18 protein-coding genes and 2 pseudogenes are annotated in these 17,337 nt (G+C 35.3%); 1 reads left to right on the top strand and 19 read right to left on the bottom strand.

Annotated elements, in window-relative coordinates:
* Positions 1-15: 15 nt before the first annotated feature.
* The 4 genes from priA to gmk all read right to left on the bottom strand — a co-directional run bounded on the left by priA (position 16) and on the right by gmk (position 5,090).
* Positions 16-2,424, bottom strand: a complete 2,409-nt coding sequence (gene priA, locus CCE82_RS10030; RefSeq protein ID WP_086429251.1) for a primosomal protein N' — start codon at positions 2,422-2,424, stop codon at positions 16-18.
* A complete protein-coding gene (gene coaBC, locus CCE82_RS10025) occupies positions 2,421-3,626 on the bottom strand; it encodes a bifunctional phosphopantothenoylcysteine decarboxylase/phosphopantothenate--cysteine ligase CoaBC (RefSeq protein WP_240507198.1) in 1,206 nt (401 codons plus the stop codon). The genes priA and coaBC overlap by 4 nt, the downstream gene beginning before the upstream one ends.
* Positions 3,627-4,257: 631 nt before the next feature.
* Entirely contained in the window at positions 4,258-4,467 is a 210-nt protein-coding gene (rpoZ, locus tag CCE82_RS10020) for a DNA-directed RNA polymerase subunit omega (RefSeq protein WP_086429249.1), read from the bottom strand.
* Positions 4,467-5,090, bottom strand: a complete 624-nt coding sequence (gene gmk, locus CCE82_RS10015) for a guanylate kinase (protein ID WP_086429248.1) — start codon at positions 5,088-5,090, stop codon at positions 4,467-4,469. Before gmk ends, rpoZ begins: the two co-directional genes overlap by 1 nt.
* A 159-nt stretch (positions 5,091-5,249) precedes the next feature.
* Between gmk and CCE82_RS10010 the strand changes: the two genes are divergently transcribed.
* Entirely contained in the window at positions 5,250-6,953 is a 1,704-nt protein-coding gene (locus tag CCE82_RS10010) for an Rqc2 family fibronectin-binding protein (protein WP_086429247.1), read from the top strand.
* Between the two features lie 620 nt (positions 6,954-7,573).
* Here CCE82_RS10010 and CCE82_RS13390 read toward each other — a convergent pair.
* The 15 genes and pseudogenes from CCE82_RS13390 to CCE82_RS09925 form a co-directional block, all read right to left on the bottom strand.
* A pseudogene (locus tag CCE82_RS13390) lies at positions 7,574-7,696 on the bottom strand (IS3 family transposase); the annotation flags it as partial.
* A 197-nt stretch (positions 7,697-7,893) separates the two neighbouring features.
* Positions 7,894-8,871 carry a site-2 protease family protein gene (locus CCE82_RS09995; RefSeq protein ID WP_086429245.1) on the bottom strand — a complete coding sequence of 326 codons (978 nt, stop codon included), beginning with the start codon at positions 8,869-8,871 and terminating at the stop codon, positions 7,894-7,896.
* A 348-nt stretch (positions 8,872-9,219) separates the two neighbouring features.
* A pseudogene (locus tag CCE82_RS13385) lies at positions 9,220-9,963 on the bottom strand (IS3 family transposase); the annotation flags it as partial.
* A gap of 997 nt (positions 9,964-10,960) precedes the next feature.
* Positions 10,961-11,161 carry a hypothetical protein gene (locus tag CCE82_RS09975; RefSeq protein WP_015728984.1) on the bottom strand — a complete coding sequence of 67 codons (201 nt, stop codon included), beginning with the start codon at positions 11,159-11,161 and terminating at the stop codon, positions 10,961-10,963.
* Positions 11,162-11,564: 403 nt separating this feature from the next.
* Positions 11,565-11,780, bottom strand: a complete 216-nt coding sequence (locus tag CCE82_RS09970) for a hypothetical protein (protein ID WP_015728850.1) — start codon at positions 11,778-11,780, stop codon at positions 11,565-11,567.
* A gap of 124 nt (positions 11,781-11,904) precedes the next feature.
* Positions 11,905-12,219 carry a DUF3467 domain-containing protein gene (locus CCE82_RS09965; RefSeq protein ID WP_020219674.1) on the bottom strand — a complete coding sequence of 105 codons (315 nt, stop codon included), beginning with the start codon at positions 12,217-12,219 and terminating at the stop codon, positions 11,905-11,907.
* 220 nt (positions 12,220-12,439) lie between these two features.
* Complete coding sequence (locus CCE82_RS09960) at positions 12,440-13,288, bottom strand: SH3 domain-containing protein (RefSeq protein WP_065520752.1); 849 nt, start codon at positions 13,286-13,288, stop codon at positions 12,440-12,442.
* Entirely contained in the window at positions 13,273-13,422 is a 150-nt protein-coding gene (locus CCE82_RS13080; protein ID WP_020220199.1) for a hypothetical protein, read from the bottom strand. Before CCE82_RS13080 ends, CCE82_RS09960 begins: the two co-directional genes overlap by 16 nt.
* A gap of 2 nt (positions 13,423-13,424) precedes the next feature.
* On the bottom strand, positions 13,425-13,673 hold the full coding sequence (locus CCE82_RS09955) for a phage holin (RefSeq protein WP_086429242.1): 249 nt from the start codon (positions 13,671-13,673) through the stop codon (positions 13,425-13,427).
* Positions 13,674-13,718: 45 nt separating this feature from the next.
* A complete protein-coding gene (locus CCE82_RS09950) occupies positions 13,719-14,114 on the bottom strand; it encodes a hypothetical protein (RefSeq protein ID WP_020219677.1) in 396 nt (131 codons plus the stop codon).
* Positions 14,098-14,520, bottom strand: coding sequence for a hypothetical protein (locus tag CCE82_RS09945; protein ID WP_086429241.1), 423 nt, complete (start codon positions 14,518-14,520; stop codon positions 14,098-14,100). Before CCE82_RS09945 ends, CCE82_RS09950 begins: the two co-directional genes overlap by 17 nt.
* A gap of 37 nt (positions 14,521-14,557) precedes the next feature.
* Positions 14,558-14,860 carry a hypothetical protein gene (locus CCE82_RS09940; RefSeq protein WP_086429240.1) on the bottom strand — a complete coding sequence of 101 codons (303 nt, stop codon included), beginning with the start codon at positions 14,858-14,860 and terminating at the stop codon, positions 14,558-14,560.
* 46 nt (positions 14,861-14,906) lie between these two features.
* Positions 14,907-15,044, bottom strand: a complete 138-nt coding sequence (locus tag CCE82_RS13075) for a hypothetical protein (RefSeq protein ID WP_020220195.1) — start codon at positions 15,042-15,044, stop codon at positions 14,907-14,909.
* Complete coding sequence (locus CCE82_RS09930; RefSeq protein WP_159454534.1) at positions 15,025-16,017, bottom strand: tail fiber domain-containing protein; 993 nt, start codon at positions 16,015-16,017, stop codon at positions 15,025-15,027. Before CCE82_RS09930 ends, CCE82_RS13075 begins: the two co-directional genes overlap by 20 nt.
* A 273-nt stretch (positions 16,018-16,290) precedes the next feature.
* The gene (locus CCE82_RS09925) at positions 16,291-16,704 is read right to left on the bottom strand and encodes a VOC family protein (RefSeq protein ID WP_086429238.1); all 414 of its coding nucleotides are present in this window, start codon (positions 16,702-16,704) and stop codon (positions 16,291-16,293) included.
* Between the last annotated feature and the right edge of the window lie 633 nt (positions 16,705-17,337).

Below are 17,337 nucleotides of genomic sequence, written 5' to 3'. Positions count from 1 at the left end.
ACTTTATGTCTGTTTTTACATCATCATGTAAGGGTTGATGTCTATTTTAAGTGCTAATTTATCTTTCACAAACATTTCGTGATAATAATCATCTAAGTACGTCAGTGCATGGATGAGCGACGGTTCGCTTTTGTATTTCACTAACACTTGGAAGCGGTACTCATTGTTAATACGTGGAATGACTGACGGTGATGGCCCTAACACGAATGCTTTATCTGTCAAATGCTGCAACAAAATTTGATGGACGTGTGTCGCCGCTTGCAGTACTTCTTTCGTCTTTTCATGTGTAATCGTAAAGTTAATTAAATAATAGTATGGCGGATATTGCCCTAACTTTCGAAACTGCATTTCTTTTCGATAAAAGTTCAAATAATCATTTTGTTGCACGTCTTTAATCGCGTAATGATCCGGATTATACGTTTGAATGATGACTTCCCCTTTTTTCTCATGACGACCTGCACGCCCTGCCACTTGGGTCAAAATTTGGAATGTCCGTTCACTCGAGCGAAAATCAGGTAAGTTCAGCATGGTGTCCGCATTGAGTACGCCGACAAGTGTAATATTCGGAAAGTCCAATCCTTTTGCAATCATTTGTGTCCCTAAAAGGATATCACCGTCACCTTCACCAAACTGTTTCAATAATTTTTCATGACTTCCCTTTCGAGTCGTCGTATCCACATCCATGCGAATCGTTCGCGCATCCGGAAACTGTTGTTGCAACAGCTCTTCCACACGTTGCGTACCTGTCCCCATTTGACGGATATGTTCACTTTCACAGTTAGGACATTGAAATGGCGTTTGTTCCTGATAACCACAATAATGACATTTCAACTGATCACTCGACTTATGATACGTTAATGAAATATCACAGTTGGGACATTGTGGCACATGACCACAGTCTCGACATAACATAAATGATGCATATCCTCGGCGATTTAAAAAGAGGACGACTTGTTCTTTGCGCGCGAGTCGTTGTTCGATCGCTTCCACCAGTCGCTCTGAAAACATCGAACGATTGCCATTTGCCAATTCCTCACGCATATCTAAAATTTCGACATCCGGTAACGGCTGTTGATTGACACGTGACGGCATCGATAATAACGTATAAACACCCTTTTCAGCACGCGCGTAACTTTCTAAACTCGGCGTCGCACTGCCTAACACGAGTGGACATTGATGAAATCGACTACGCCATTCTGCAATATCTTTCGCATGATAACGTGGATAATCTTCTTGCTTATACGTCGATTCATGCTCTTCATCAATAATAATCATGCCTAAATTTTTAAACGGCGCAAACACACTTGAACGTGCCCCTACACTGACACGTGCACGGCCATCACGGATTTTTTGCCATTCATCATAACGTTCACCGTTCGATAAAGCAGAATGTAAAACAGCAACTTCATCACCAAAGCGTCGTTTAAATCGCAATACCATTTGAGGCGTTAATGCGATTTCTGGCACAAGCATCATCGCTTCCTTACCTTGTGCAAGGACATCTTCAATAATTTGGAGATACACTTCTGTTTTACCTGACCCCGTTACACCGTGTAGTAAAAACGTTTCGGCTTGTTGGCGTTTAACAGACTCCAATAAGGCATCATATGCGATTTGTTGTTCGTTAGTCAGTTCACGCTTTTGTTCTTGTTCGAAAACGCGTCCTTCATATGGATTGCGTTCGACAACCGCATCATATTTTTCGATAACGCCTGCTCTTTCTAACGTATTGATGGCTGAAGTAGAAAATGCCATTTCTTTTAATTCTTGCAATAATACATCCCGATGACGTTCATCCAATAAAAATGCGAGCACATCATATTGTTTCGGTTTCTTTTGGGCTACTTCCAAATAAGATTCAGCCATTTCAGTAGACACGACTCTTACAGCACGTCGCGTCTTCTTTGTCGTGTTTTGTGATAAAATCGTGACCGCTTCCACTTGTCCTTCTTTTAAATAAGCGAGTAACTGCTCAATATTTTCATCCTGTTGCGCTTGTTTATAGTAGTACAGCCCTTCTTTATTGAAATGCGCGACCACTTCATCAGGTAAATCCGCATCATCTTTTAACTTAAAAGCTTTCGAATATTTCGCTTTAATCGCACTCGGCAACATCGCTTCAAGTATCGAGATGCGTTTTGAGACAAAATACCGGCTGTACCAGTCACTCAGTTGAACGAGTTCTGATGTCAGTTCTGGCTGAATATCTTTCACTTCAATAATGGGCTTCAATTTGTCTAAGTCATATTCTGCTGCTTCATCAGGCACACACGACATGACATACCCTTGAATTTTTCGCGGACCAAACGGCACAATGACACGTACGCCAGGCTGTACGACATTTTCTAAATCAGTGGGTATCCTGTAATCGAACGTTTTATCAACACTTTTAGATGAAACGTCTACGATAACTTGTGCAATCATACATCCCATCTACTTTCTAATATCGATAAAATTTGGAACGCCAATTTCTTTTTAGGTCCCTTCTGTAATGTTGCCGTTGTGCCGTCTTTAAAGTAGAGCGACACTTCATTTTGATCCGAACTAAAACCGATAGACGTGTCACCTACATTATTAGCGATAATGACATCTGCATTTTTACGCGCGAGTTTGTCTTGTGCATAACTTTCCATATTTTGTGTTTCTGCCGCAAAGCCAACGAGTTTTTGCGTAGTTTTACGCTCACCTAAATATTTCAAAATATCTTGTGTCCGTTTGAAAGTAACTGTCACATCTCCGTCTTGTTTTTTCATTTTATGCGCTAACGGTTCAACAGGTGTATAATCAGAAACCGCCGCAGTTTTGAAGATAATATCTTGTTGTCCAAAACGCTTTTTCACTGCTTGAAACATCTCATCAGCCGTTGTCACTTGCACGACTTCAACATTGCGCGGTGGCTCGATAGAAGTCGGACCTGTCACCAACGTCACATCTGCACCGACTTTTTGTAGTGCTGCTGCAATGGCGTATCCCATTTTCCCCGATGCTCTATTGGACACAAAACGGACGGGATCAATCGTTTCAACAGTGGGGCCTGCAGTCACTAATACTTTTTTGTTGCGGTAAAAAGCAGATTGTTCTTGATTTGTATTGTCATGGCCTGCGCGATCTAACACGGCCTTAATTTCGAGTGGTTCCGCCATACGTCCTTTCGCGACATAGCCGCATGCTAAAAAGCCTTCTCCAGGTTCAATAAAATGGTAACCATCGTCCATCAATGTTTGAATGTTGGCCTGAATTCGTGGATTTTCATACATATGAACATTCATTGCAGGCGCCATAAATTTCGGTGTGGTTGTCGCGAGCAGTGTCGTCGTTACCATATCGTCCGCAATTCCATGGCTTAATTTTGAAATGATGTTCGCTGTCGCAGGTGCAACGACAATCGCATCCGCCCAATCCCCTAAAGCAATATGTTGAATCTCAGCTGGATTTTCTTCTAAAAAAGTGTTCGTATAAACCGCGTTACGACTGATCGCTTGAAATGATAAAGGTGTTACGAATTGTTGCGCATGTTCTGTTAACATCACGCGTACATCATAACCCCCTTGAGTCAGTTTACTTGTTAAATCTATGGCTTTATATGCAGCGATACCGCCAGTTACAGCTAGCAAAATATTTTTCATCATTTCCACTCCTGTTTTTTTCACTCTTAAAAGCATTATAATATATTTACCGTTTTGTTTCATATGTCGTTGCTTTTCAATGTCACGGGCTAAGATATAAAAATTTTTAATTGTCTTAATAGAAATATTTTAATCAAATGATCCTCATTGATAACCTTTTAAATCTTCATAAATGCTTTCATAGGCTCGCGTTTCCTAGGGGGACTTGCCTCAACTCAATTCGACTTGATTGAAAGGTACACTAGACTTCTCAAAAGCGGTCGCATTGAGAAGTCAGACAGCTACTGCGTTAAATGGTAGCCACTTTCAAAGTTTAAAGACATGCATTTGTATTGAACTTTATCCCTCAGGAGTCTCGCCTATTTTAGCACTTTGAAATCAAATGATGCGAATCAATGAGGCAAGGTTATAAGGTGAAAAACCAAAAATTTTGAGCTCCATACGCTCTAAATCTAATTTTCATTTTGATTAAACAGCTTTCATTTATCATGACTAAAGTTGAAAAATTAATGATAATCCATATCGTCACGTTATTTTTAATGATTAAAAAAAGCCTTTCAAAATCATCTCAACTGAGGGAGACAACTTTGAAAAGCGTATAAATTAGAGACATGAATTGTCTGTATTTGAATTAAAAGTTTGATTCATCAACATGGGGATGAATTTTATTTGCGGCGATTTCTTCTAACGCACGGCCTACTGTTTTTTTGCTTTCATAACTATCTAATAACAGATTTTCAGGGTCAGCTTGTAACTCTCGGGCACGTTTCGCTGCTGTTGTCGCAATTAAATATTTAGAGTTAATTTTATCTTGTAATTGGTGTAACGGTGGGTATAACATTATTTTTTGGCCTCCAATAACATTTTTCTATATTTCGCTTCGATGCGTTCTCGCTTTAAATGTTCAGCTTCAACAATTGACTGAATACGGTCTTTCGCTAAATCTACTTCATCGTTCACGACAACATAATCGTAAAGATTCATCATCTCAACTTCTTTTTTCGCTTCTTTTACGCGACTTTCAATTTTTTCTTTTGATTCAGTACCACGACCAATTAGACGCTCTGTTAAATGATCAAGACTTGGTGGTGCTAAAAAGATAAATAGCGCATCTGGAAATTTTTTGCGCACTTGCTTGGCCCCTTCAACTTCAATCTCTAAGAATACATCGTGACCTGCATTCATCGTATCTTTGACATATTGCACAGGTGTGCCGTAATAATTTCCTACATACTCTGCGTATTCAATAAATTCATCTTGTTCGATGAGTTTTTCAAATTCTTCTCTCGTTTTGAAAAAATAATCAACCCCATCTTGTTCGCCTTCTCGCATTTGACGTGTTGTCATTGAGATGGAATATTTATAAGATGTGTGAGGATCATCAAAAATACGTTTTCTAACTGTGCCCTTGCCAACTCCAGAAGGGCCTGAGAGTACTATAAGTAAGCCTTTTTCAGTATCCATGCCTTACGACCTTTCTTCGCTATTCTTCTATTTATTAACATATCTTACCACAATTTTTATTGAATTGCATAGAGGTCCAAGCGAAAACTTTAGTTCTGACGTGCTTTCGTATGCATGTTATAATAATGTAATGAAAATTTTTAAAGGTGGCAGATAATTATGGCATTTGATGGTGTATTTACAAGAAAAATGGTAGAAGATTTACAATTCCTCGTTTCCGGACGTATTCATAAAATCAATCAGCCGGAAAACGATACAATCATCATGGTTGTGAGACAGCAACGCCAAAACCATCAATTGTTGTTGTCCATTCACCCGAACTTTGCACGGATTCATCTCACTACAAAAAAATATGATAATCCATTCGAACCACCGATGTTTGCGCGTGTCTTCCGTAAACATTTAGAGGGTGGACGCATACTTGCCATTCGTCAAATCGGAAATGACCGCCGTATCGAAATGGACGTTGAAAGTAAAGATGAGATTGGCGACACAATTCATCGTACTGTCATTTTAGAAATCATGGGCAAGCATAGTAATTTGATTCTTGTTAATGAAGAACGTAAAATTTTAGAAGGCTTTAAACATCTCACACCAAATACGAATCAATTCAGAACGGTTATGCCTGGTTTTCAATATGAAGCGCCACCGACACAACATAAACAAAACCCTTATGATTATACTGGTGCACAAGTATTACAACATATTGATTTCAATGCGGGGAAAATTGATCGTCAATTATTACAAACATTTGAAGGATTTTCACCACTCATCGCTAAAGAGATTACAGGAAGACGCCATTTTATGACAACGCAAACCTTACCTGAAGCGTTTGATGAAGTAATGGCGGAAACAACTACAGCGCCACAACCCGTGTTCCATAAAAATCATGAAACGGGAAAAGAAGACTTTTACTTTATGAAGCTCCAACAGTTTTACGATGATTGTGTCATGTACGAGTCACTACATGAGTTGCTCGACCGATTTTATGATGCACGCGGTGAACGTGAACGTGTGAAGCAACGTGCCAATGATTTAGTGAAACTCGTCCAACAATTGCTTCAAAAATATCAAAATAAATTGAGTAAACTCGTTGATGAACAAGCGGGAACAGAAGAAAAAGAGAATCAACAATTGTACGGTGAATTGATTACAGCAAATATTTATCAACTGAAACCCGGAGATCGCCAGTTAGAAACGGTAAATTACTATACAGGTGAAACAGTGACGATTCCATTAGATCCACAAAAGTCACCTGCTGAAAATGCGCAATACTATTACAAACAATATAATCGTATGAAAACACGTGAGCGAGAACTGACACACCAAATCGCCTTAACAGAAGAAAATATCGCTTATTTTGAGAATATTGAGCAACAGTTGTCACATATTCAAGTGCATGAAATTGACGACATTCGTGAAGAACTCGCTGAACAAGGCTTTTTAAAACAAAAGAAACAACAGAAAAAGAAAAAGCAACAAAAAATCCAATTACAATCCTATGTTTCTACAGATGGCGATACCATTTTAGTCGGTAAAAATAATAAACAAAATGACTATTTAACGAATAAACGCGCGCAAAAATCGCATTTATGGTTCCATACGAAAGACATTCCAGGAAGTCACGTTGTCATTTTAAATGATGCGCCGAGTGAGCAAACGATTGAAGAAGCGGCGATGATTGCGGCATACTTTTCAAAAGCAGGTCAATCAGGTCAAATTCCGGTTGATTATACAGCCATTCGTCATGTGCATAAACCAAGTGGCAGTAAACCAGGATTTGTGACATACGATAATCAGAAGACACTTTATGCCACACCAGACTATGATATGATTCGTCAGTTGAAAGCTGAAGAAGTGTAAAAAATTTGCTTTTTATTAGACTGTAGTATCGAATTTAACTTAGAAAATGAAGGGTCCATCTCAAACCCTAATATCACTTTCACTATTGTAACGCAGAAAAATGTAAAACGGTTCACTACCTAATATAGTAATGAACCGTTTTATATATTAATAAAGAGACTGTTTTCTTAATTGATCAATAAAATCTTGTTTGGAAATAGCTATCCCTAATTCTTTATGGAAGTTGCGCAACGTGCTAAATCTATATGGGTTCAAAGTTCTAAAAGTAAGAGTATCTCCATTTTCACTCATAGAACAAATCTCAATATACTTATTTACATAGTTCTTAACTCGTGAGAAACTACGGTTTGAATTCTTTAGATAAAAGTTCTTCTCATTTGGATTTTTAAAATGATATATTCTTGAATAGTCAATATATTTTTCATCTATAATAGTCAACTTACTGAAATCTAAAGTCTTCAAGCACATTTTCCCATCGTGACTTCTTTATGTTGTATAAGGAAATAGATGAATCTATATCAAGAATACGGACACAGAAAAAAGAGAGTTCTACCGCGCTTCTCTTGCTTGCCTAGCTCAGAATGTACTTTTGAAAATCAAAAAGTACATTCTGAGCTAGGTTATTTTGTTGCGTATTTCTTCCCAAATTCAATGGGGCTCATATCATTTAACGTTGAATGTACTCTTTTAGAATTGTAAAAAGTAAGGATATATTCCACAATGCTAAACATCGCTTCATTCCTAGTTTTATAGTTCTAAGGAGTTCCTCTTAATTCTACTTCAGAACCGACAAATAAATCTTTCATTTCATGATTTGAAAATTCTTTAATACTTGGGTCAATTAGTTTACTATTTTCCATATCGATAATACAGCAAGTGAAATTTTACACTAACACTCACTAATATTATAAAAGCTTTGTTAAAGCAACTGATTATAAAATTATTTAATAGCATTCATGAAGTTTTCTATAATTCTAACTTTATTAATTGCCCCAACTTGGTAAATATTTTTTCTCGCATCCTCAAGCGCTCTATTATCCCCCTTATATATATATTGGACAATATTAGCTAGTATCGGATATTCATAAACTACACTATTCGAAAATGATTTTTCCATATTGACTGTAATAGTTTTGGTATCAATATATTCAAAGATTTTTTGGAAAAATTCTAATTGCCAAAGCAGTTCTTTGTTTTTATAATCAAAACTCATGTCTCTTATTTTTTTAATATCTTTTACATTTCTTGAATACAATTCAATTTTAGCTAATTCTATGATACTATTTGTTAATTCGTTAGATGTATAATTCGTGTTTTGTATAATTTCTTCTGAAGAACTGTTAGGGTCAGCTTGTAAGCTTTGTACATTAAAATTATTCAAATCCTTTTTATCACCTTTAAATATTTTTTTGACTTTATCCATATCATTGTTATCGGAAGGAATATAAGTAACAGATAGAATAAATAAGTTAGCTAGTATTATGTAATTTAATGTAGCTATTTGAAAGTCCACAAGATATGAAAAAAACATAAATAAAAAAACAAATAATAAATTAAAGAAGCCCCCTCCTAAATAGAATAATATAATCTCTTTCTTAGTGCATTTTCCTAAATGTATTGGTTTATACATTGCAGTATAACCTGTTGATAAATTCATATGTGCTTTTACATAGTATTTTTTATATGATTTAATGCCTAGAATACTTGTTAAAAAAATTAATTTAAAACCTACTAATTTACCAATAGCATAGTGCCCAAATTCATGAACTGAAACCATTAAAAAAGTAAATAATATTATCTGTGAAATGAACGAAAAAAAGAATGATAGTCCAAAAGGTTTTATAAATAATTCTGATACTATAATCGCTATCAAGCAAACAATTATCCAAAAAATATTGTTATTACTTATTCTTTTCAAATAAAAACCCCAATCTATTTATATAATTTGTAGTATATAACCTCCCATTAAAAAGAAGGATATAAATATTAATACATAAATAATAGCCCAAATAAAACTAGCTTTCCATTTAAGTTATTTGTTTCAAAGAGCATTACTCCCCAAATATAATATCCTATATAAAGTTTGTAAATTAATTAATTCTAAAATTTTTATTTCCTATCTCAAAAACATTTAAACTAGTAATAATAATCCGTTGGCGACGAGCCTGTAATAAATTATATTAAAACACCAACTAATGCAATGGATCTATATTAGGAAACTGGATACAGAAAAAAAAGAGAATTCTACCGCGCTTCGCTTGCTTGCCTAGCCCATAATGTACTTTTGAAAATCAAAAAGTACATTATGAGCTAGGTTATTTTGTTGCGTATTTCTTCTCAAATTCAATGGGCACATATCATTGAGCGTTGAATGCAACTTTTTGGTATTGTAAAAAGTAAGAATACACTCCACAATGCTAAACATCGCATCATTTCTGGTTTTATAGTTTTGATGATGCTATGAAAAGATTCTATACATGCGTTGTCGTAACAGTTTCCTTTACGACTCATGCTGCTCTGAATTCCTTTTTCACGTAGTAAATTTTGATATTCTATTGAGGCATATTGACTTCCTTGATCTGAGTGGTAGATTAACCCCTCTTTAGGTTCTTGAATTGTATACGCTTTGTTTAAAGCTGACATCACAAGTTCTTTAGTCATACGAGGTGCCATCGCCCAACCAATGATTCTATGAGAAAACAAATCCATGACTGTGGCTAAATAAAGCCATCCTTCTTTTGCGTATACATACGTGATGTCAGCTACCCAAACACTACCATTGTTGGTTCAATAAATTGAGGTATAAAGGAAGATGATGCTTTGAATGGCTCGTTGCCTTGTATATCTTTTTTGTGATAGACCTTATACCAAGATTCTTTATCAATCTACTGACAGTTCTTTGAGTTACAGTATGTCCCTGACGCCTTAGTATTTGTGTGATTTTGGGGTTTCCGTATCGTTTTTGACTTTTAATATAGATTTGATAAATATCCTTCTTCAAACCTTCACGCTACGGTTTTTTGAGTCTGTTCTATAGAAATTGACGAAGTGCTTTTTCTTTTGTGGGCGTATAATTACTTAATACTACCTAGAAAGAACAGTTAACGCATATTACACCGTTTAAATAACGCACCAAATACTAGTGACAATATACTAATAGATACCCCAATAATAAAAAGATTAAAGGGATTGTTAGGATTTAAAACCACTGAAAAAAATCCTGTACCAATCGGCATAAAAAGAAAAGCTGCCGTAAAGATGATTCCAAAGACCCTACCAAGAAATTCATTGTCTACGTCTTTTTGAACAATAGAGAAAAATTGGATATTAAAAATGGAAAGGAATTAACTAAATAGTGCTGGAGAAATAGCTAGAATAATAATGTTTGGGAATATATAATAAATCGGAGTTGCTAGCATTAACATCAAACCCGAACATGCTAAAAAAAGCATTAAACATTTGGTCGACAAGGATTTATTGACAAAACCACTTAATATTGCTCCAACAAACCCACCAATTTCCTCCGCCGTTAGAAATGTTCCTTAAAGTCCAGATGAAATTTCTATAAACATTTGATTACTATACGGCAACAATAAATTAATGAAACTTTGTCATATGATTGAACTTAAAATAATGCTCCGATGATATTGAATAGTAATATTAAAACTAAAAACAGTGTTGAAATCATAGCAGACCGCTTAAGAGATACTTACCTGTCGCATGTAATTACAACATGAATAAATAGCTTTGAAGGATAAGTTTTAAATCAAACGCAGCTAAAATTTCCGTATTTTGGTTATTTTTCGTTAGTACACCGTTGTATCACGTGACTTAAAACGTTGGTATGACGGTGTTTTGTTGTGTTTGGTTGGTTTTCGTTGAATGTAGTATTTTACGCTGAACGTCCTCAAAACGTCCCCGAAATCTTAAAAGTATAGAAAAACGTCCCCGAGACGTTCCTCGTTTTAAAAACGTTTAAAACCCCACCTATTGCAGGCGGGGTTAACTTATTCGTTTTCTTTTTCTAGTTGTTTTTGGTAGTTGTATAGTTTTTCGATCGTTCTGAGTCTGGCATCATCTAAATTAGTTTTTTCATTTCTTAAATCTTGCACAGTTTGATATGGCAAACCAGTCGCTTTTGATATTTGACTGCCATTTTGTACTTTGAATAACTTTTTTATATCTTGCTTCACGTTTTCAAAATTCAAGTTAATCACCTTTTTTGTATAGTTTAAGAATGACCAAAGTTGTTGCTAAAGTTAATGCTGTGCTTGTGAATGAATTTCCAATAAACAAATTAATCCATAGTAGTATTATTAAAATTATAGAAGTTGTTTTCATAGTTTTTAAATGCTAGAATTTAATTAGAAAGGTTGCCCCTTTTGGGGCGTAACCTTATTTCTTATTATCGTCTTTCAGTGCTTTGATGACCGCTATTGTCGATGCTACTGTAAAGACGATATTTTCTATTCTTTCGAAAGTTTCTAGCATTCTTTTTTCCTCCCTTCAACTTTCTATATATATTATATCACGATTAATCGTGATTAACAACCCTTTTCCTCATCTTTTTTTAATTTTTCTCATAAAAAAACCACACCGGTTAGAGTGTGGTTAAAAGAACAAGTTTATTACAATACTAATCAAACTTATAATTGCTGGAATCGATACACCAATCCAAAAGCGTTTTGATGTGACTTTTTCTAAGTTTATTTCTTCTTTCAAACTTTTTACGGCGTTATCAATTTTCAACTCTACATTATCGAATCTTGTGTCCATGTGCTTTTGATGCTGTTCAAATTCAGGGCGTGTAATATAATCTAATGACATTGTATCCACCTCCGAAATAAGAGTATTCCCAACACTTCTGATATTATAAGAATTGTAATATCTCGGTAAAGAGTTTATCTCTTTTTTATCTGTAAATTTGGGGTGATTATTGATTGGATAGGTATTAATTCGACTCATCTTTAATCACTTCGTCAAATTCGTTTTGAAGAGTATCAATATCTTTTATCGGTCCGTGAATCTCCTCATATTGATTGATTGCTTCATCAAGTGCATTCCTTAACTGTTTTGCCAAACTAGGATTCATCATTATATTCCTATTTTCAACAAAACCGTTAGGCGTGTGCTGTGTGAAGTTAATCATAAAATCTGTGATACTTGTTCTCATTTCCAAAGAATTGGTGTAAAAAATATACGGATCTATTTCTGTAGCTTGACTTAGATTTCTATCATATTCTATGCCTTTGTATGATATACCCATTCTAAATCCCCCTTTCACTACTTATTTTACAAATATATTAATAAGATTTAAAGTCCAAACATAAATACGAACACAAAAACCACCACCCTTAACTAGTATAGGTAGTGGTAAATAAAGCCGGATTGGTTACCGGTAATCTATATGTATTATAACATAAAAAAAGAGGGTAGCCGTATAAGCTACCCTTTAATCATGTCGTGTAAGTTTATTATACCACATTTTATTTGATAGTTCCCCACAACTTACCAACTTTACCAGTTTTAGCGTCCCATGTTCTAATAGGCAAGTAATAGCGTTTACCTTTGTACGTATATCCAATCCAAACATGGCCATCTTGTAACATCAATTCGTCATAATCAACATATCCGCCCTTTTTAAATGTATATCCAACTGGACAACTTCTAAAAGGCCCCTCTAAACGAGCGATAATATCCGAATTTGCAGTGAATCTAAATTTTTCTTTTTTATATAACGTCCCATATTCATTACGTTTCCATTCTCCTACTTTTGAAGTTTTAGATTTCGCTTTAGGCTTAGATGGTGTTTTACCTGATTTGATTTGGTTCAAGTAATGTTGGACTTTATTCTCAAATTCTGCCCAAGTTCCAGTAGCACGCATTTTGTGTGGGCAATCCTTGCCACTGTACCAGTAATGTTGATACATACGATCAATACCCCAACCGTATTGATGCAACACATGTGCTGCATATAAAGCTGCATTGTCTTCCGCTTTTTTATAGCGTTCAGACTTTGCACCGCTATATCCGTTATCCATAGAATAACAAATTTCAATACCGATAGCTGTTCGGTTACCTGAATTTAAACCAATACCATCACCAGTATGGAAAGCGTTACGATTGAAAGGAATGGCTTGAACGACTTCCTTGTCATCTACTGCAACATGATAAGATACGTAATTACGATTACCATTCATATAAGCAACTTCATTACGTGCAGTGGCAGTGTTTCCTGTGTTGTGAATCGCTAACTTATTAGGGTGCATATAGTACGGCGCTTTGTATGGATATAAATACGATGGTGTCCACATATTAACTATTTTGTATCCCATAATGAATCCTCCTCAATATCTGCTTCTAATCCAATAAATTCATCTTTTTCATGATTTTGTAATTCAATATTTTTAATTTCCTTTTCAGAAACATCGCCGATGCCTTCGAGTTTTTCTGTATCGTTTAAATTCATTCTTATTTCAGCCCTTTCTGCTTCAAATATTCCTCTTGTTCACGTGCTGATTTTTTAACAATAAATGTGTTCTTCCACACACCATAAGCCACTAATGCTAATGGCACGCCTGTATTTAATACGTTAATCCACGCGTCGACTGCTTGTGGGTTAATCCATTCAGCACTAATTCCGCTAGCTTGTAACGCTAGATATAAAGCACCTACAAAGCCACCGATTAAAGCGATAAATTGTTTAATTTTATCTTCCATATTTATTTCCTCCTTAAATAAAAAGCCGACACATCAGTGCCGACCTTAAAAAAAGTAATGCGCTAATCCTAGCGCTGCCATGATAACGCCGAAAATGCCAGTAATAATCGTCGTTGTAATTTGTACATTTCCTTTTTGTTTTTCTGAGATGTCGTTAGAAATGTCTTCTAGTTTTTCGTCATGTGTTTGTACTTTAAATCTAATCTCTGTAAAGTCATTACCAAATTTAAGCATTGTTTCGTTTAATGTTTCAAGATGTTTTTCTGAACGCTCTTGAGACTCAAAGGCACGCTCTTGTAATAAAACCTGTCTATCAACTGTCTTTTCTAATTTGTTCAGTGCTTCTGTGTGTTTACGATCATTCTCGTTAATTTTCTCATATATCTTACCTCTTGAATTTTCCCATTCGTGCCTTAAAACGAATTTATTGTCGTCGTTCATAAATCGCCGCACCTCCGAGAAAACCAATCGCACCACACACAACAGTTAATACAGCAAATTGTGCCCATGTCAGCCAATTAATCGCATTGAATATACTTGCACTCGTCATCAAAAAATAGATAATAGCGCTTGATAATCCGCCCACTAAAAGCAACCAATTACATATGTTATTGTAAGGTTGTCGTGGCAGAAAAAAAGCCGATGACATCAAAATTATGGACGCAATCATCAATAAATAACCCCACGCCCAAATAGGCATCACTTCATGCAATCTCAAATAAAATTCAGAATCTTTAATGACTTTGTTTTGTTCATAAGACCAAAAAAGCGCTCTTACAAAAGTAAAAGCACTTAATCCAAAAATTAAAACAAATGCAATCGTTTCACTAAAAGTTTGCTTTTTCAAATAACTGTACCTCCTCTATCTCTATTTGTTTAGAGGTTTATTCTGTCTCTTCTCTCATTGACGGCTCCTCTGCTGTTTCTTCGTACACTGTACCGTCTTGATTGTACTTTGTACGCGTCACTTCTTGTTTAACATAATACGTTTTTGTACCGTTGTTAAAAATCCCTGCAAGCATATTTTGCATGCTACATACTTTTTTAACTTGCTCCTCATCTTTAAATTTGTACGCATTCGCAGGTGATGCACCACGTACAAAACTATTTGAATAATTTTGCATTAGCGCACTTTCCTCACCATTTTTATTCACCTCTACTAAGTAAAACTCTGTAAATTGTTCCATTATAAATTCCTCCTAAAATAATTTTATATATAATAAAAACGCCTAACTATTCGTCAGACGCTTCATTATCTGTATTTTGTTCTTGAATGATTGCTTTTAACATTGCATTCTCTTGTGTAAGTCGTGCGACCTCTTGCGTTAGATAATCAATTGTTAATTGTGGATTAGCTTGTAGTTTGTTCATTTAATTGTTCCTCCAGTTCTTTGATTTTTTCGTTTAACTGTTGTATGGATCTGAGCGACCATGTCAGCATTTCATATAAATTAACACCGTCACCAAAAACAAATTCAGCCGGTGTAGAATAACCTGCACCAATTACAACACCTCTGTGTAGCATTTGGTCATCTGTATCACCTTTATATCGATATTGATACAATTCTAATTCGTTAGCAATTACGCTCAAAGCATCGTAATCCCACACTTTAATATCTTTCTTATATTCGGCTAATGAAGCGTTATTAAAAGCTGATGCTCGAACTGGTTTGTACGAGGTATTACCTCCGTTGTAGCCGTTGTTATTAGTAACTCGCATCTCATTACTTCCGCCACCAACACCATAATACGCATTACCACCACTATGCGAAGCCATTACAACGCTATTTGTTGTGTTAACTGCTCCAACTTTAATTTGATTAAAAGCTTTCGAGTCGCTCCATTGTCGTATTTCTAACATGCCGATTGTTCTAATATAATCTCTTATTTCTGCAGCTCTTACAGAAATATCACCCGTTCCAATATCCCCATTAGGATTAGTAACATATAAGATGTTGTCAGTTCGCGACTTACTAAAGCGAATGCCAGAACCGTGTACGCCGTTTGGATCATGATTGCCTGCATTAAATATATTTAAACTTAAAATATTATAGTCTTCCGGGTTTAATCCAAATAAAAATTGAATGATAGCGACGATTAAAATGACAGTATTTATGACCAACACGAGTAACACTGCTCCGGAAAATAAACTTTTAGCGCTCGGTTTGGTTTTCAATATTTTAGTCACGACCAAAGACAAAATAAAGAAAAACAACATAGAAAATAGAACAGTAAATCCTCCTGTAATAGAGAAAATAGTTCGATTGATGATGAGTGCGGTATGCTGATCAACACCTTCAAAAGCTAAAGATTTTTCATCAGATAATACTTCTGAAAATAACAATCCAGACAACATACCAAACAGAACTGCGATAAGTAAGTTAAATGCCCATCAAGTAGTGGCCCTCTTTTTATAAAAATCATAGTATAAAGGCCATTTTTTGATATCCAATTTAAATCCCTCCTCCGTTTCCCATATTGTATGTACGCTATATCCAATCAACACAACAAATGGCCATCATATTACCAACAATAATTGACTATATGATACAAAAAATCCGAGACTTTTCGCCATATGCAACGAAAGCCTCGGATTTTTTCTCAGCTTATTCTATTGTTATTTCTTTGATTCAGGTAAGGCGAGTTGGAAGTTTACGCCGTATTTATCTTGAACCCATGCAAATTCACGATATTGCGGTGGCATTGCTGTTTTTGGCATTAAAATTGCGCCACCATCTTTTAAGCCATTATATAATGTGTCCATTTCAAATTGATCTTTCACAGTCACATACAATGACATCGCTGGGTTCATTTCAATATCTGTGCCATTCATATTATCGATGGCCATAAAGACTTGGCCGTTTAATGTAAAAATGGAATGTTGCACTTTCCCAGCTTGTTCTGGAATCGTGTCATCGTATTTCACCATTGTAATAATTTCGCTATCTTCAAATAATGACGTATAACGTTTGATGGCTTCTTCAGCGTCACCATTAAACATTAAAAACGTTGTAATTTTAGGTATTTTCATAACCAATCCTCCTCAAATATTAAGCGTTACTTTCATTTTGGCATTCACAATAAATAAATGAAGCTTCGTTATACTGTGAAATTTTTATTTCTATTTCTGTTTGGTTTTCTTTTGTTTTTTGCTTTCACTCTATATTATAACCGGTTACAATAGTGTTAAATCATTTTTGGAGGTTATTTTATGATTAGTATCAATTTATTAATTCCTCTTTTAGTTTTCCTACTCATTCTCATTGGTGGTTGGCTCTTTTTACGCTGGTATTTAAAATAATTCATGCATTGGCTTAAATGACATGACTAGCGCTTAACTAAAATGACGTATGATTGGATGATTTTATACTCAGCCAATGGGTCTTAGCAACATTTCAATGCGCATTTCACCACTCATTCGTAATATCAATATATACAAAAAGCAGTCGGAGGCGTAAAAACTTTGGATGCTATTGAAACAGTATGGATGTTTAACTTGTCCTATTACTCACATTTGGACTTTTTGATTGTCTTTACGGCTTCCCTTTCTTACTGTTTTGCAAGTGTTTTTTTAAGTATTTTGGCATCACTGAACTACACCTAGCTAATTTTAAAAATTTTTTCTAGGTGTTATACTAAATATGTAGGAAAATGATGAGTTGTT

It is taken from the genome of Staphylococcus cornubiensis (assembly GCF_900183575.1).
In the GTDB taxonomy this organism is placed as follows: Bacteria; Bacillota; Bacilli; order Staphylococcales; family Staphylococcaceae; genus Staphylococcus; species Staphylococcus cornubiensis.
Note: the sequence above shows the minus strand (reverse complement) of the source record. Positions and strands in the feature narration are given on the sequence as shown.

Bases quoted from the DNA above. Each gene is read 5' to 3' on its own strand.
- gmk (WP_086429248.1), bottom strand. From the start codon at position 5,090: ATGGATACTGAAAAAGGCTTACTTATAGTACTCTCAGGCCCTTCTGGA.
- coaBC (WP_240507198.1), bottom strand. From the start codon at position 3,626: ATGAAAAATATTTTGCTAGCTGTAACTGGCGGTATCGCTGCATATAAA.
- CCE82_RS09940 (WP_086429240.1), bottom strand. From the start codon at position 14,860: ATGGAACAATTTACAGAGTTTTACTTAGTAGAGGTGAATAAAAATGGT.
- priA (WP_086429251.1), bottom strand. From the start codon at position 2,424: ATGATTGCACAAGTTATCGTAGACGTTTCATCTAAAAGTGTTGATAAA.
- rpoZ (WP_086429249.1), bottom strand. From the start codon at position 4,467: ATGTTATACCCACCGTTACACCAATTACAAGATAAAATTAACTCTAAA.
- CCE82_RS13080 (WP_020220199.1), bottom strand. From the start codon at position 13,422: ATGAATTTAAACGATACAGAAAAACTCGAAGGCATCGGCGATGTTTCT.
- CCE82_RS09960 (WP_065520752.1), bottom strand. From the start codon at position 13,288: ATGGGATACAAAATAGTTAATATGTGGACACCATCGTATTTATATCCA.
- CCE82_RS09965 (WP_020219674.1), bottom strand. From the start codon at position 12,219: ATGGGTATATCATACAAAGGCATAGAATATGATAGAAATCTAAGTCAA.
- CCE82_RS09925 (WP_086429238.1), bottom strand. From the start codon at position 16,704: ATGAAAATACCTAAAATTACAACGTTTTTAATGTTTAATGGTGACGCT.
- CCE82_RS09970 (WP_015728850.1), bottom strand. From the start codon at position 11,780: ATGTCATTAGATTATATTACACGCCCTGAATTTGAACAGCATCAAAAG.
- CCE82_RS09955 (WP_086429242.1), bottom strand. From the start codon at position 13,673: ATGGAAGATAAAATTAAACAATTTATCGCTTTAATCGGTGGCTTTGTA.
- CCE82_RS10010 (WP_086429247.1), top strand. From the start codon at position 5,250: ATGGCATTTGATGGTGTATTTACAAGAAAAATGGTAGAAGATTTACAA.
- CCE82_RS13075 (WP_020220195.1), bottom strand. From the start codon at position 15,044: ATGAACAAACTACAAGCTAATCCACAATTAACAATTGATTATCTAACG.
- CCE82_RS09950 (WP_020219677.1), bottom strand. From the start codon at position 14,114: ATGAACGACGACAATAAATTCGTTTTAAGGCACGAATGGGAAAATTCA.